The sequence below is a fragment of the Marichromatium purpuratum 984 genome, assembly GCF_000224005.2.
GTDB classification, from domain to species: Bacteria; Pseudomonadota; Gammaproteobacteria; order Chromatiales; family Chromatiaceae; genus Marichromatium; species Marichromatium purpuratum.
Genome location: NZ_CP007031.1, coordinates 716063 through 731999 on the forward strand (window position 1 = coordinate 716063; position 15937 = coordinate 731999).

At 72.1% G+C, this 15937-nt stretch carries 9 protein-coding genes; 6 read left to right on the forward strand and 3 right to left on the reverse strand.

Going from position 1 to position 15937, the window contains the following annotated elements; all coding sequences use genetic code 11:
- The first annotated feature begins 93 nt into the window (after positions 1-93).
- From MARPU_RS03260 to MARPU_RS03285, 6 genes are all read left to right on the forward strand, one after another.
- Positions 94-5472, forward strand: a complete 5379-nt coding sequence (locus tag MARPU_RS03260; RefSeq protein WP_005224840.1) for an alpha-2-macroglobulin family protein — start codon at positions 94-96, stop codon at positions 5470-5472.
- Positions 5473-5480: 8 nt separating this feature from the next.
- On the forward strand, positions 5481-7484 hold the full coding sequence (gene pbpC, locus MARPU_RS03265) for a penicillin-binding protein 1C (RefSeq protein ID WP_025275085.1): 2004 nt from the start codon (positions 5481-5483) through the stop codon (positions 7482-7484).
- A gap of 120 nt (positions 7485-7604) precedes the next feature.
- Positions 7605-8360 carry a PstS family phosphate ABC transporter substrate-binding protein gene (locus MARPU_RS03270; protein WP_198015489.1) on the forward strand — a complete coding sequence of 252 codons (756 nt, stop codon included), beginning with the start codon at positions 7605-7607 and terminating at the stop codon, positions 8358-8360.
- 3 nt (positions 8361-8363) lie between these two features.
- Positions 8364-9395 (forward strand): GGDEF domain-containing protein, encoded by a 1032-nt coding sequence (locus tag MARPU_RS03275; RefSeq protein ID WP_005224716.1) that lies wholly within the window; start codon positions 8364-8366, stop codon positions 9393-9395.
- A gap of 3 nt (positions 9396-9398) precedes the next feature.
- Positions 9399-10001: an HvfX family Cu-binding RiPP maturation protein gene (locus MARPU_RS03280; RefSeq protein ID WP_005224715.1), complete on the forward strand. Its 603-nt coding sequence runs from the start codon at positions 9399-9401 to the stop codon at positions 9999-10001.
- Positions 10002-10008: 7 nt separating this feature from the next.
- Entirely contained in the window at positions 10009-11412 is a 1404-nt protein-coding gene (locus MARPU_RS03285; protein WP_005224714.1) for a sigma-54-dependent transcriptional regulator, read from the forward strand.
- Here the strand turns inward: MARPU_RS03285 and MARPU_RS03290 are convergent.
- From MARPU_RS03290 to MARPU_RS03300, 3 genes are all read right to left on the reverse strand, one after another.
- Positions 11375-11857 (reverse strand): Crp/Fnr family transcriptional regulator, encoded by a 483-nt coding sequence (locus MARPU_RS03290; RefSeq protein WP_005224713.1) that lies wholly within the window; start codon positions 11855-11857, stop codon positions 11375-11377. The genes MARPU_RS03285 and MARPU_RS03290 overlap by 38 nt on opposite strands.
- Before the next feature lie 295 nt (positions 11858-12152).
- Positions 12153-14105 (reverse strand): sensor histidine kinase, encoded by a 1953-nt coding sequence (locus MARPU_RS03295; protein ID WP_005224712.1) that lies wholly within the window; start codon positions 14103-14105, stop codon positions 12153-12155.
- 22 nt (positions 14106-14127) lie between these two features.
- The gene (locus MARPU_RS03300) at positions 14128-15762 is read right to left on the reverse strand and encodes an alpha-D-glucose phosphate-specific phosphoglucomutase (protein ID WP_005224711.1); all 1635 of its coding nucleotides are present in this window, start codon (positions 15760-15762) and stop codon (positions 14128-14130) included.
- Positions 15763-15937: the final 175 nt, after the last annotated feature.

Consider the following 15937-nt stretch of genomic DNA (forward strand, 5'->3'; position numbering starts at 1 on the left):
CACGGCGTGGTGACGGTTCGTGACGTCTTTACCCGTCATCACCCAAGGGCTACAGTCCCTGAGATCAATCGATCTGCAAGGCGGGAGACGCTGATGCTGGGTTCGATCGGGTTGCGCCGCTTGCTCATGCTGCTGTTCCCCTGGTTACTGATGAGCGCTGGCGTCGCTGCCCAGGAGTTGATGCACAGCCCCGGCGTGGATTATTTCGGTGCCGACCTGCGTACCCTGGAGTCGGTCCCGCTCGATGGCTGCGAGCGCGCCTGCGCCGACGACTCCGACTGTCTCGCCTTCACCTACGACCAGCGCTCCGGCTGGTGCTTCCTCAAGTCAGGTCCCGGCGAGGCGCGTGCCGCGCCGGGGGCGCGCTCGGGCTATCGCCCGGGACTGCTCTGGGACGCCCCTGGGGCCCTGCCCGAGACGCTCGCCTTCATCCCCCCCGATGCCCGTGCCCTCGCGCGCGAACAGGCGCGCGCCCTGGCGCTCGAACCGGCCCCCGGCCAGGAGCTGGCCACGCTGGCGCGGGCGGCGCCGGGCGAGACCCCGGCACAGCGCCGGGCGCGGCTGCGTGCGCTGTTGCGGCTGGCCCCGGCCGATGCGGCGGCGTGGCGCGCCCTGGCTGAGACCGCGCTGGCAGTGGCCGCCGAGGACTGGCGCGCGCGCGACGAGGCGCTTGCCGCAGCACTCAACGCCGCGCGCCTGACCCCGGAGGACGGCGCCACGCTGGCCCTGCTCGGGCGCACCTTCGCCGCGCGCGAGTCGTGGCCCGAGGCGATCCGTGCCACCCGCGCCGCGCTCGCCCTGCACGAGGATGCGACGCTGCGCGCCGAATACGCCCGCCTGCTCGCCGAGCACGGCTTCCGGGTGCTCGATCATGCCATCGACGCCGATGCCGCCGCCCCCAGGATCTGTGTGCGCTTCAGCGAGCCGATCGCCCGCGACCGCGCCGAGATCGGCGACTTCGTGCGTGTCGATGGCGACCCCGACCTCGCCCTCCAGCCCGAGCGCGATCAGCTCTGTCTCGATGGCGTGCGCCACGGTCAGGGCTATCGGGTGCGGCTGCGCGCCGGGTTGCCGAGCGCCGCCGGCGAGGTGCTGGCCCGCGACGTCGACCTCGACCTCTATGTCCGCGACCGCGCCCCGCTCGCCCGCTTCCAGTCGCGTGCCTATGTCCTGCCGCGCGGCAGCGGCGCGCGTCTGCCGGTGGTCTCGGTCAACAGCGCGCGTCTGGCGCTCGAACTCTACCGGGTCGACGACCGCGCGCTCACCCAGGTGCGAGAGGAGGGCCTGTTCGAGCGCCAGCTCGATCGCTGGTCGCGCGAGCGCATCGCCGAGCGTCTGGGCTCGGCGCTGTGGTCGGGCAGCGTCGCGGTCGATGCCCGTCGCAACCAGGAGGTGAGCACCGGCATCCCGCTCGACGAGTTGGTCGAGCGCTTCGAGCCCGGGGTCTATCTGCTCACCGCACGCCCGCAGGAGCTGTCCGCCGAGCGTGACGGGGCGCTGGCGAGCCAGTGGTTCGTGGTCTCAGACCTGGGGCTGAGCGCGCTCACCGGCGCCGACGGGCTGCACGTCCTGGTGCGCGCCCTGGGCACGGCCGAGCCGCGCGCCGGGGTGCGGCTGCGGTTGCTCGCGGTCAACGACCGGGTGCTCGGCGAGACCCGCAGCGACGCCGCGGGCTATGCCCGCTTCGCCCCCGGGCTGCTGCGCGGTCGCGGCGGCGATGCCCCGGCGCTGCTGGTGGCCGAGGCCGAGGAGGCGGCCGGCGACTACGCCTTCCTCGACCTCGCCCGCGCCCCCTTCGACCTGCGCGATCGCGGTGTCGCCGGGCGGGCGCCCGCCGCCGCGCTCGATGTCTTCCTGAGCAGCGAGCGCGGCGCCTATCGTCCGGGTGAGTCGGTGGTGCTCACCGCGCTGGTGCGCGACCGGCTCGCCGCCGCCGTCACCGGGTTGACCACCACTCTGGTGGTGGAGCGCCCCGACGGTCATGTCGCCCGGCGTCAGCGGCTCGACGACCAGGGCGGCGGCGCCTACCGTGCCCGCGTCGCGCTCGCCGACACCGCCATGCACGGCACCTGGCGTGCCCGTCTCCACGCCGACCCCGAGGGCCCGGCGCTGGCCGAGGTGGCCTTCCTGGTCGAGGACTTCGTCCCCGAGCGTGTCGAACTCGTCGCCGAGCTGCCGCCCGGTCCGCTCGACCCCGCCGCGCTGCCCGATCTCGGGCTGGAGGCAAGCTATCGCTACGGTGCCCCGGGCGCGGGGCTGCAGCTCGACGGCGAGCTGCGGGTGGTCGCCCGCGACCAGCTCGAGGCCGCGCCCGGGTTCCATTTCGGCCTCGCCGACGAGGACTTCACCCCGCTTGGCGCGGCGTTGCCGACGCGCCGCGCCGATGCCGCCGGTCGGGCACGGATGCCGTTGGTGCTCCCCGAACTCGACCCCACCACCAGACCGCTGGCGCTGACGCTGCAGGTGCGCGCGAGCGAGGACGGCGCGCGCCCGGTCGAGCGCCGGCTGACCCGCGCACTGCGTGATCCGGCGCCCAGGCTCGGCGCGCGCGCGCTCTTCGATGACCGGGTCGAGAGCGGCGCCAGCGCCGCCTTCGAGCTGATCGCGCTCGACCCGGGCGGCGAGCGGATCGCCGTCGAGCGCGCGCGTTGGACCCTGGCGCGGCTCGAGACCCGCTTCCAGTGGCATCGCCTCGACGGTCGTTGGCGCTACGAGCCGATCGTCACCAGCCGGCGAGTGGCCAGCGGTGAGCTGGCGCTCGACGCTGGGACGCCGGCGCGGCTCGAGACCGTCGTTGACTGGGGCAGCTATCGCCTGAGCGTCGAGGACGAGGACGGTCGGGCGCTGCCGGTTGCGCTCGACTTCGATGCCGGTTGGACCACGGCCCCCGGGCGCGAGGACACCCCGGACCTGCTCGGCGTCACCCTCGATCGTCCCGGCTATGCCGTCGGTGATCGCGCACGGGTGCGGCTCGAGCCGCGCTTCGCTGGCACCGCGACGGTGCTGGTGGTCGGTGAGCGGTTGCTGGCGCGCCGGCAGGTCGAGGTGCCCGCCGAGGGGTTGACCCTGGAGCTGCCGGTCGAGGCCGAGTGGGGCGCCGGGGCCTATGTCTGCGTGCTGCTGCACCGCCCGCTCGATGCCGCCGCCGGGCGCATGCCGGGGCGCGCCATCGGGTTGCGCTGGGCGGCGGTCGACCCCGGTGCGCGTCGCCTCGGTGTCGCCATCGAGGCCCCGGCGCTGGCGCGTCCGCGCGCGCCGCTGGAGGTGACGCTGCAGGTCGCGGGCGCGAGCCCGGAGGAGCCGGTCCACGTCACCCTGGCGGCGGTCGATACCGGCATCCTCGCGCTCACCGATCATCCGACCCCGGCCCCCGACGACTGGTACTTCGGGCAGCGTCGTCTCGGCACCGAGATTCGCGACCTCTACGGTCGGTTGATCGACCCGTTCGGCGCCACCCCGGGCGTGGTGCGCAGCGGTGGCGACGGCGGCATCCTCGAGCGCCGTGCGCCGCCGCCGACCGAGCCGCTGCTGGCGCTGCAATCGGAGATCCTCGAGGTCGACGCCGAGGGGCGCGCGCGGGTGCGACTCGCGCTGCCGCAGTTCGAGGGGCGGGTGCGACTGGCGGCGATGGCCTGGTCGGCCGATGGGGTCGGACACGCCGCGCGCGAGCTGCTGGTGCGCGACCCGGTGAGCGTGCGCGCCAGCCTGCCGGCGCTGCTCGCCCCCGGCGATCGCAGCCGCCTCGGGCTGGAGCTGACCGCCTTCGAGGGGGTGAGCGGCGCGGCCCGGGTCGAGGTCACCCCGCTCGGGCCGTTGCAGATCCCGGCCGCGGCGCGTGGCCATGACCTGGTGCTCGCGCCCGGTGCGCCGGTGGCGCTCGACCTGCCGTTGAGCGCCACCGCGGCGGGCGAGGGGGCGCTGCGGGTGCGGCTGGTGCCGCCCGTGGGTGCGCCGATCGAGCGTCGTTTCACGCTCGAGGTACGCGATCAGCGCGTCGCGACGCTCAGCCGTCGCTGGCATCGTCTCGCCCCGGGCGAGCGCTGGCGGCCCGCCGCCGACGCCCTCGTCGGGCTGGCGCCGGCGGGGGCGAGCCTGGTGCTCGCCGATGCCGCGATGATCGGTATCGATGTCGCCGGGCCGCTGCTCGCGCTCGATCGCTATCCCTATCGCTGTACCGAGCAGCGGGTCAGTCGTGCCCTGCCGCTGCTCACGCTCGCCGAGCGGGCGCGCGCGCTGGAGGCGCCGCGCGAGGTCGCGGCGCGACTGACCGGGACCCTCGCCGAGGTGCTCGCCAGTCAGCGCGCCGACGGCGGCTTCGGGCGCTGGGGGCAGGACGGCGGCGCGGCCTGGCTCGATGCCTATGTCAGCGACTTCCTGGTGCGCGCCGAGGCCCACGGGCTGGCGGTGCCGGCGCAGGCGTTGACGCTCGCGCTCGACAACCTTGCCAACCAGGTCGCCTATGCCCCCGAGTTCAGCCACGGCGGCGAGTCGCTGGCCTATGCCCTGGCGGTGCTGGCGCGCGCCGGGCGCGCCGATCTCGGCGACCTGCGCTATTACCTCGACGCCCGGCTCGAGCACTTCGCCACACCGCTATCGCGCGCCCAGCTCGGTGCCGCGCTCGCCCGTTATGGCGAGCAGGAGCGCGCCGCGCGCGCCTTCGCCAGCGCGGTGGCGATGACGCCGCCCGGTGACGCGGACGGCTGGCGCGAGGACTACGGCTCCTGGCTGCGCGATCGCGCCGGGGTGATCGTGCTCGCCGCCGAGTCCGGGGTGGCGCTGGAGGCGCCGGCGCAACTGCTCGCCGGACTCGACCTCGAGGGCGCGCTCAGCACCCAGGAACTCGCCTGGCTGGCGCGCGCCGCCGGGGTGCTCTCAGGTCCCGATGACGAGGGCGTGCTGCCGCTGCGCCTCGACCCCGCCGCGCTCGCCGCCGCGCCCTGGATCGAGAACTCGGGCGAGGGTCCGCTGACCCTGGTCGAGACCCGGATCGGGGTGCCCGAGGGTGCGGTCGCCGCCGGTGGCGTCGGCTATCGCATCAGTCGCCACTATCACGACCTCGACGGTCGCGCGCTCGACCCCGCCGCGCTGGTGCAGGGTCAGCAGCTGGTGGTGGTGCTCGATGTCGAGTCGAGCCGGGCGCGGCGCGGACGCCTGCTGGTGGTCGACCCGCTGCCCGGCGGGCTGGCGATCGACAGCCCGCGGCTGCTCGGCGGTGACAGAGCCGCCGGGCTCGACTGGCTGGGCGAGACGCTGGAATGGCCGTTGCACCAGTCTTTCGGGCGCGATGCCCTGGTGGTCGCGCTCGAGCGTGACGAGGCGGCGCCACGGCGCTTCCGTCTCGCCTATCGCGCCCGCGCGGTGGCGCCCGGGGTGTTCACCCTGGCCCCGGCGCGGGTTGAGGACATGTACCGACCGCGACTGCGCGGCTGGGGCGCGAGCGGCGAGCTGCGGGTGGCGCCGCCGGCGCCCTGAGCCGACCGGTGCGGCGCTGGGGCATCGCGGCGGGGCTCGCGCTGCTGCTCGGTGGCCTGAGCTGGCTGCTCGGCGGTACGGCGCCGGGGCTCGAGGTCCCGGTCGCGGTCGAGGTGCTCGATCGCGACGAGCGACTGCTGCGTGCCTTCCCCGTCGAGGACGGGCGCTGGCGGTTGGCGACCTCCGCCGCCGCACTCGACCCGGACTATCTCGCCCTGCTGTTGACGATCGAGGACCGGCGCTTCGACCGCCACCCCGGCGTCGATCCGCGCGCCCTGGTGCGCGCGGCCTGGCAGTGGGCCACACGCGGTCGGATCGTCTCCGGTGGCTCGACCTTGACCATGCAGTTGGCGCGGCTGCGCGCCGGCCACCCGACCCGCACCCCGGCGGCCAAGCTCGCGCAGATCCGCGCCGCGCTGGCGCTCGAACGCGTCTATCCGAAGTCGCGCATCCTCGATGCCTATCTGACCCTGGCGCCCTTCGGCGGCAACCTCGAGGGGGTGCGTGCCGGCGCCCTGGCCTGGTTCGGCAAGGAGCCGCGTCGGCTCGATCTTGCCGAGGCCGCGCTGCTGGTGGCGCTGCCCCAGGCGCCGGAGGCGCGACGTCCGGACCGCCATCCCGAGGCCGCGCGTCGCGCCCGCGACCGGGTGCTGGCGCTGGCCGAGGCCGCCGGGCTGATCGACGCCCGCGCGCGGGCACGGGCCGCGGCGACCCCGGTGCCGCAGGTGCGTCGGGCGCTGCCGGCACGGGCCGCGCACCTGGCCGCGCGGCTGCACCGGGCCGAGCCAGCGCGCGCCTCCCACCACCTGACCCTCGACGGCGCGCTGCAGGCACGGCTCGAGCCGTTGGCGCTGGCGCGTGTCCGGGCGCTCGGTCCCCGGGTCTCGGTGGCGCTGCTGGTCGCCGATCATCGCGCTGGCATCCTGCTCGCCCACCTCGGCGCGGCCGCGCCCTTCGATCAGGGGCGGCGCGGCTGGATCGACATGACCCGGGCCGTGCGCTCGCCGGGCTCGACCCTCAAGCCGCTGATCTATGCCCTGGCCTTCGAGTCCGGGGTCGCCGACCCGGCCGGCTGGATCGAGGATTGCGCGCGCGACTTCCACGGCTATGCACCGCGCAACCTCGATCGCGACTACCAGGGCCGGGTGCCGGTGGCGCGGGCGCTGCAGCGCTCGCTCAACGTGCCGGCGGTGACCCTGCTCGAGGGGGTCGGGCCGCAGCGCCTGCTCGGGCGGCTGCGTCGTGCCGGGGTTGCGCCGCGCCTGCCGCCCGGCGCACGGCCGGGGCTGGCGCTCGCGCTCGGCGGGGTGGGGCTCTCGCTCGAGGAGCTGTTCGCGGTCTATGGCGCGCTCGCCAACGACGGTCGAGCGCTGGCGCTGCGCCAGCGGCGCGCGGCGGCGCCGGCCATGTCATCGGCCACCCCGCTGGTCGCGGCAGAGTCAGCGCGCCGGGTCGGCGCCATCCTCGCCGCCGCGCCGCCGGCGGGCACCGCGCTGGGGCGGGGGATTGCCCACAAGACCGGGACCTCGTACGGTCATCGCGACGCCTGGGCGCTCGGCTACGACGGGCGTCATCTGGTCGGGGTCTGGGTCGGGCGCGCCGATGGCGCGCCGGTCCCCGGGTTGACCGGCGCCGGTGCGGCGGCGCCGCTGCTGCGCGATGTCTTCGCCCGGCTGGGGCCGGGCTCGCCGTTACCGGTGCCGCCACCGGCGCGCGCGCCGGCACCGGCGCTGACGCTCGCGGGGTTGCCGCGCGCGGGGCCGCACATCGCCTATCCGCCGGCCGGGTCACGGGTCGCGCTCGGACTCGACGGAGACGGCGCGGCGGCGCTGTTGCGGCTGCGGGTGCACGAGGGGAGGGCGCCCTTCCAGTGGTTCGCCGACGGGGTGCCGATCGGGCGCGCGCCCGTCGCCCGGACCCTGGACTGGTGGCCGCGCGAGCCCGGTTATGTCGATCTCGCGGTGGTCGATGCCCGCGGTGAGAGCGATCGGGTGCGGGTGTGGCTCGAATGAGTTGGTGTGGCGCGGCTGTCTATACTCGCAACAAGGGGAAACGCGAGCTGTGCTCTGTCCGGGGAGGTCGATGTGTGGCGGTGGCTCGGTGTCCTGGCGGTGGTCTGGACGGTGACTGGTGTGGCCGAGCCCTTGCGCATCGGTGGCACAGGCGGGGCCTTGGGGATTGCCGAGGCGCTGGCCGCGCGCTATGGCGCGTGCTGTGGCGAGCAGCCCAGGGTGCTGCCCAGCCTAGGTACGGGGGGCGGGGTGCGGGCGCTGGCCGACGGCCATCTCGATGTCGCTCTGGCCGGACGAGCGTTGACCGACGCCGAGCGTGAACGGGTCGCCCAGGTGCGGGTCTTCGCACGCTGCCCACTGCTCTTCGTCGCCCACCCCGGGGTCGCCGTCGACTCAGTGGACATCGCGCAGCTGGTGGCGATCTATCGCGGTGAGCGTGCAACCTGGCCGGATGGCAGCCCCTGCCGTCCGGTGCTGCGCGCCGAATACGACGCCGAGACCATGCTGCTGCGCGCACTCGATCCACGACTGGAGGCGGCGCTCGAGCAGGCCTTCACGCGTCCCGACCTGGTGGTGACGTTGACGGCGCAGGAGAATGCCGCCGTACTGGGTCGGGTGCCCGGGAGCTTCGGCTATCTCAGTCGGGCGCAGTGGGTCGCCGAGTCGTTGCCGCTGCGGGTGCTACGTCTCGACGGACAGGCGCCGACCCTGGAGGCGGTCGCCGCCGGGCACTATCCACTGGTCGCCGAGTTCACCCTGCTGTTCGATGGCGCCGATGCGCGGGTAAGACACTTTGTCGAGTTCGTCTTTTCCGCCACCGGGCGGACGGTGATTGAGGCCGGTGGGGCTGTGGCGCCGCCCGAGCCGGAGGATTGACACGTGCCCTTCGGCGTTGGCCGCAGTCTCGCCGACTTGTTGCGTCTGGTCGTGCTGGTGGTGGTGGCCCTGGTCGCGCTGGTCGTGCCGGTGCTCCACTTCGACATCCAGCGGCGCTATCTCGATGGCAACCTGACCACGCTCTCGCTACTCACCGCCGAGCAGCTGATGCGCCAGGTGATCGCCCGCAACCCCGAACTCTGGGACTACGAGGAGGGTCGTGTCACCGGCCTGCTGCGCGATGAGCTGTGCGGCGTCCGGGTGCGTCAGGTCATTCACGCCGAGGCCAAGGGGGTGGTGGCCGAGGTCGGTGAGCCACCCCTGTCGCCGGCTCTGGGGCATCGCGCGCCCCTGCTCGACGCCGGTCGCGTGGTGGGCGTGCTGGAGACCTCGGCCTCACTGCGTCCGTTGCTGGTCGATTCGTTGCTGCTGGCGCTGCTGCTCAGTGTCGTGGGCGCCATCCTCGCCGCGCTCTTCTGCCGTTATCCGTTGGCCAGGTTGCGCCGGGCCGAGCACGACATCCGTTATCTGGCCGAGCACGATCCGCTCACCGGCCTGCTCAATCGTCACGTGGTCGAGGCGCTGTTCGAGCGCGAGTCGGCGCGGGCGCGTCGTCATCGTCTACGACTCTCGATCATCATCTTCGATATCGATCACTTCAAGCGCGTCAACGACCAGCACGGCCACGACTGTGGTGATCGGGTGTTGCGCCAGCTCGCCGGGTTGGTGTCGCGACACGTGCGCGCCAGCGACTATCTGGTGCGTTGGGGTGGGGAGGAATTCCTGGTGCTCTCCACCCACACCGACCTGGCGATGGCGCGCGCCCTGGTCGAGAAGCTGCGTCGTCTGGTCGCCTCGCATGACTTTGGTTTGCCGCAGTCGGTCACCATCAGTCTAGGGGTGTGCGCCTGCTCGCCGGGGGATGGGCTGGAGCGCTGTGTGAGCTGCGCCGATGCGGCGATGTATCGCGCCAAGCGCGCCGGGCGCAACCGCTGGTTCGAGGGTGAGGGGGAGGACTCAACAACGGAGGGGTGAGCGATGTGGCATCTAGCGAGACGCCTTCAAGGACTGCTGGATATGACCCGGGGGCTGGACTTCCTCGCGCCGCTGGCACTGCGACTCTATCTGGCGCCGGTGTTGTGGATGGCCGGCACCAAGAAGTTCGCGAACTTCGACGACACCGTGGCCTGGTTCGGTAACCCGGAGTGGGGGCTGGGGCTGCCGGCGCCTGAGTTGATGGTGGTGCTCGCCGCCGGGACCGAGACCCTGGGGGCGGTGTTGCTGGTGGTGGGGCTCGGGGTGCGCTGGGTGGCGGTGCCGCTGATGGTCACCATGGCGGTCGCCGCGCTCACCGTGCACTGGCACAACGGCTGGCTGGCGATCGCCGAGGGTGGTGGCTCGCTGTTTGCCACCGAGCGCACCCTGCTCGCGCTCGAGCGTCTGGCCGAGGCCAAGGAGATCCTGCGCGCGCACGGCGACTATAGCTGGCTGACCGAATACGGCAGCCTGGTGATGCTCAACAACGGGATCGAATTCGCCGCGACCTATTTCGTGCTGCTGCTGGTGCTCTTCTTCGTCGGTGCCGGGCGCTGGGTGAGTCTCGATCATTGGATCGGGCGGCGACTGGGCGTGGCGGGCTGAGTCGACGATGGACGGTCGGCTGCTGATCGTCGAGGACGACCGCGCGCTGGGGCGGATGCTGACGATGCACTTCGAGGACCTGGGATTCGCGGTCGAGCTGGCCGAGAGCTGCGGGGCGGCGCTGGCGCGACTCGAGCGTGGTGGTCTCGATCTGGTGGTGCTCGATCAGCAGCTACCCGACGGTCTCGGGGTCGATTTGATCGAGCAGGCGCGGGCGCTGCCCTCGGCGCCGGCCCTGATCATGATGACCGGGGTTCACGATCTGGAGCTGGCGATCGAGGCGGTGAGCCGGGGCGCGGCCGAGTTCGTGCACAAGCCGGTGCGGATCGAGCAGTTGCAGCAGCAGGTGGTGCGATTGCTCGAGCATCGTCTCGAGGCGGCGCGTGTGCGTGCGCGGCCCGCTCCCGACCCGGCGCAGCTGGCGCGCGAGCTGATCGGGCGCAGCGATGCCATGCTCGCGGTGAGCAAGGAGATCGCGCTCAGTGCCGCGACCTCGACCAGTGTGCTGGTCAGCGGCGAGTCGGGTACCGGCAAGGAGGTGGTGGCGCGCCTGATCCATCGCTACGGCAACCGCGACGGCCCCTTTGTCGCCGTCAACTGCGCGGCCATCGTCGATACCCTGCTCGAGAGTGAGCTGTTCGGTCACGAGCGTGGTGCCTTCACCGGGGCGGTGACGCGCAAGGCGGGCAAGTTCGAGCTGGCCGATCGGGGCACGCTGTTTCTCGACGAGATCGGCGAGCTTGCCGCGCCGCTCCAGGCCAAACTGCTGCGCGCGCTGCAGGAACGTCGTTTCGAGCGAGTGGGGGGAAGCGAGACGCTGCACAGTGGCGCCCGGGTGGTGGTGGCGACCAATCGTGATCTGGCCGCCGAGGTGGCGGCCGGGCGCTTTCGCGAGGATCTGCTCTACCGGCTCAATCCCCTCGAGATCCGGCTGCCGCCGTTGCGCGAACGGCGCGAGGACATCGCGCTGCTCGCCGAGGGGTTGCTGGCGCGGGTGGCCGAACGGGTCGGGCGCCAGGGGTTGCGACTCGGACGTGATGCCCTGGCGCGGCTCGAGGTCCATGACTGGCCGGGGAACGTGCGCGAGCTGGAGAACGTGCTCACCCAGGCGGCGGTGCATGCCCGCGAGGGGGCGATCACCGCCGATCTCCTCGACGGACTCGAGCCGGGGACGAATGACGCGCCGGCGCCGGTGGTCGCCACGTCGCCGCTGCGCAGCCTCGCCGCAGTCGAGGCCGAGCACGTGCAGCGGGTGCTCGACCACACCGGCGGGCACAAGGCGCGCAGTTGCGAGATCCTCGGTATCTCGCGCCCGGCGCTCGATCGCAAGATCCTCAAGTACGACCTGCGTCTGCCCGGGCGGTCGGCGTCGCTCAGTAGCGGCCCGGGGCGCGAACCAGATAGTTCTTGAGTTCGGCGCTCTCCTGGTTCATCCGCATCAGGTTGGCGTGGGTGATGCGGAAGATCGCGCGCATCACCTTGTAGACGATGCGCGGGTGATCGTCGAGCAGTGACTCGAAGTCGATCGGCTCCAGGGTCAGCACCCGGGCCTCGCCGACGGCGCGCAGCGCGGCCTTGCGGTCCGAGCCGTCGACGAAGGCGCGGGTGCCGGCGCACTCGCCGGCGCGCATGCGGTGGAGGTGGACGTCGCTGCCGCCCTGGTTACGGATGACGTCGATCTTGCCCTCGCCGAGCAGGAACAGGGTCTGGCGCGCCTCGCCCTCGGTCACCAGGGTGTCGCCGTTGGTGAGTGCGACCTCGCCCATGCGGTCGGCGAGGACGGCGCACTCGGCGTCGTCGAGTTCGGCGCCCAGGATCGACTGGTTGAGCGCCTGGATCTTGTCGAATTGGCTCATTGCAATAGCTCCGCGTGCTGTGGATGCGTGGGGAGGCCGCTCGACCGCCCCTGTCTTCTTGTCCCCGGCGCCACGGTCGTCGCTGCGCTCCGGTCATCCGCAGGGCGCGTACAGGCGTCTCGGGAAACGGGTGCTATGCGCGATGGGTGGCGCAGTCCGGGTCGTCGCAGACCCTTGTCCAAGATGGGGAAATCTGTACCGAATCCTACTGGTTCGAGGTGTACGGCTGCAACTGTGGTCGGTGCGCACGGTTGCGGCAAGTCGCTGTCGGCGCTGGGGTTGCGCGCGTGTCGGCTCAGTGCGCCAGGGGGGGGAAGGTCACGCGCATGCGGGTGCCATGGGCGAGCGATGAGTCGATGGCGAGTTGCGCGCCGTGTTGCTCGAGCAGTCGCGCGACGATCGCCAGTCCCAGTCCGGTGCCCTGCGGTTTGCCGCTGACGAAGGGGTCGAGGATGCGCGCACGCAGTGCCTCGGGGATGGGGTCGCCCTGATTGTGCACCTCCAGCACGATCTCGTCCTCGGCGTTGGTGGTGATGCGCCAGTGGATGGCGGCGTCGGGCGGAGAGGCCTCCCGGGCATTGTCGGTGAGATTGGTAAAGATCTGACGCAGTCGGTCGGGATCGCCGAGCAGCAGCCGTGGCTGCTGTTCGGTCTCGAGTACCAGCGGTGGCTGCGGATGGGCAATCCGGTAGTCGGCGACGAAGCGCGCGAGCAGTGCGTGCACGTCGAGTTCGACGAGTTCGAGCCGTAGTGGTCGGGCATAGCGCAGGATGTCGTCGAGCAACCGTCCCATGCGCGTCGTCTCCTCGGCGCCGAGCATGACGCGCTGGCGGGTGCGCTCGGCGAGCGGCTGTTGCTCGAGGTGCCTGAAGGCCATGGCAACGGTGCTGATCGGGGTGCGCAGTTCATGGGCGATGGCGGCGACGAATTCACCGACCGTGGCCAGACGCTGTTGCTCGGCCAGTCGCGCGGTGCGCGCGAAGCTGTGGGTCATCAGCTGGGCGAGGTTGCCGAGGAAGCCGCGCTGCTCGGGTTCGAGTCGCCCGGGTGCGCGACGGGCGAGCACCACCACCGCCGGCAGCGGGGCGCCGGTCTGGGGCGTCAGTGGCAGCAGCAGCGCCTCGCGCATCCCCTGCGCGGCGAGATGGGCGAGGAATTCGTACTCCGGGTTGGCTGCTGTCTCGGCGGGGATGTCGTCGATCTCCAGCGGATCGCCGTGTTCGAGCGCGTGTTCGAGCAGGGTGCCGTGCAACCGGAACAGTCGCGGGCTGGTGCGTGGACGAGCGCCGTCGATCCGGCAGGTCTCGATCCTCGCCCCGGAGCGCGTCGAATCGATCACCACCACGCCGACCCAGTCGCAGCCGAGCAGCGCCTTGAAGTCATCCTTGAGGCCGTCGATCAGGTCGTCGAGATCTTTGCCCTGCTGCAGCCGATCGATCAATCGCTGGAGCAGCGCCAGGCGTGCCGAGAGCTGGTTGAAGCGTGTGGTCAGGCCGCGCAGCTCGGCGCTGCCGGTGATGCTCAGCCGATATCCGAAGTCGCCCTGGGCGATCCGGCGCATGCCGTCGATGGTGGTGCGCAGCGGGGCGAGCACCCGCTGTTGCAGGACTACCAGGAGTAGCAGCGCGATCAGCGCGATCAGCACGGCGACCACGGTGGTGGCCGTGAGCATCGCCCGGTAGGTGCGCTCGGACCAGGCGCGCAGCGCCCAGCTCAGTGCGTGGGTGGCGTTAGAGAGTTGTTGGTGCGCGGCCATGCTGTGTTCGGCGGCGTACTCCAGGCGTGGTTCCTCGAGATCGTCGCCGAGCGCGGCGAAGAGCGCCGCGCGGTAGTCGTCCCAAACCTCGCTGAGACGGTCGATCGCGTGCTCGACCTCGATGCCGACCCGGGGGGTGATCCAGGGCAACAATGCGGGGATGGCATCGGTGAAGGCGTGGTCGCGAAAGCGCCCGACCTCGTTGTCGAAGGTCGCGACATAGTCCATCAGGTCGCGGTAGTAGAGTTCGAGGTCGCGATAGTAAGTGGGGTAGTCGCGCGGGGCGAAGCGCTTGTAGTTCATGCCCTGGACATGCATCCGCTCGGCGGCCAGCTCGAGTCGGCTGGCGCTGTCGGTGAGCGCATCGTAGACCAGCTGGCGCTGAAAGGCGCCGAGGGCGTGGAGGCCGGCGGCGATGAACAGCAGGATCAGCGCCACGAAGGCGGCGCTGACCTGGAAGCCGAGACTGCTGTTGCGCGCCGGCAGCGGCATCACGTCGTCGGCCGGGCGCGGTTCAGGTGATGACGTCTGGTGCCGCACGGCCGGTGCGCGGCTCGATCCCGGCGAACTCGCGGGCGGTTGCGATCAACTCGCCGAGTGCCTCCTGGGGGTCGAGCTGGTGGCCGGTCGGGTCGGGCTCGAAGCGCTCGATATAGACGCGCAGCGTTGCCCCTTCGGTACCGGTGCCGGAGAGGCGGTAGACGATGCGCGCGCCGTCCTCGAAGCGGATACGGATGCCCTGGTGCTCGGCGCGTCCCCCGTCGATCGGGTCGGTGTAGGCGAAGTCGTCGGCCTGTGCCACACGGCGCGCGCCGAGCTGCTGGCCGGGCAGGGTGGGGAGCTGCTCGCGCAGCGCGGCCATCAGCCCCTCGGCGCCTTCCGACGCGACCCCTTCGTAGTCGTGACGGGTGTAGTAGTCGCGTCCGAAGCGACGCCAGTGCTCGGTGACGATCTCGGCGACCGACTGGCGGCGTGCGGCGAGCAGGTTGAGCCAGAACAGCACCGCCCACAGCCCATCCTTCTCGCGCAGGTGGTCCGAGCCGGTGCCGAAGCTCTCCTCGCCGCACAGGGTGATGCGTCCGGCATCGAGCAGGTTGCCGAAGAACTTCCAGCCGGTGGGGGTCTCGAAGTGTTCGACGCCGAGTGCCTCGGCGACCCGGTCGGCGGCCTGGCTGGTGGGCATCGAGCGGGCCACGCCGCGGATGCCCTGGCGGTAGCCGGGGGTGAGATGGGCGTTGGCGGCGAGGATCGCGAGGCTGTCGCTGGGGGTGACGAAGCAGTCGCGCCCGAGGATCATGTTGCGGTCGCCGTCACCATCGGAGGCGGCGGCAAAGTCGAGCCCGTCGGCGCCGCGGGTCATCGCCACCAGGGCCGCGGCATGGGTCAGGTTGGGGTCGGGGTGGCCGCCGCCGAAGTCGGGCAGGGCCTCGGCGTTGAGGACGGTGCCGGCCTCGGCGCCGAGCCGGTTCTCGAGGATCTCGAGGGCATAGGGACCGGTGATCGCGTGCATCGCGTCGAAGCGCATGCGGAACCCGCCTGAGGCGAACAGCCCGGCGATGGCGTCGAAGTCGAACAGCGAGGCCATCAGCTCGGCATAGTCGGCGACCGGGTCGATGACCTCGATGCAGGTTGCGCCGAGGGTCAGGGTGGCGATCCGGTCGAGGTCGACGGCGGTGCTGTCGAGGGTGAGATAGCGCTCGATCTCCTGGGTGCGGGCGTGGATGGCGCTGGTCATCGACTCCGGCGCCGGGCCGCCGTTGGCGGCATTGAACTTGATGCCGAAATCGGCGTCTGGACCACCGGGGTTGTGGCTGGCCGAGAGCACGATCGCGCCCTCGGCGTGGTGCTTGCGCACGATGCAGGAGGCCGCCGGGGTCGACAGCAGTCCGCCGCGCCCGACCAGCACCCGGGCGACGCCGTTGGCTGCGGCCATGCGCAGGATGGTCTGGACCGCCTCGCGGTTGTAGTAGCGCCCGTCGCCACCGACCACCAGGGTCCCGCCGACGAGCTCGGGGCGGGTGTCGAGGATCGCCTGGACGAAGTTCTCGAGATAGTGCGGTTGCTGGAACACCCGGACCTTCTTGCGCAGCCCCGAGGTGCCGGGGCGTTGACCTTCGAAGGGGGTGGTGGCGATGATTTGCGGTTCCATCTTCAGACCCTTGACTGGTGGGGGAGAGGCGGTGCCCGATTGGCCGGGCCGCGTGCGGCGCGTGCCGATCCGTGCACGTCTCCCATGGCGAGGGGGTGCGGTGGCGGGGCGACCCGCTGCGGTGCGAGGGCACGGTCCCTGTGGGTCGCGCCGACCGGGTGACGCCCCCCGTTCG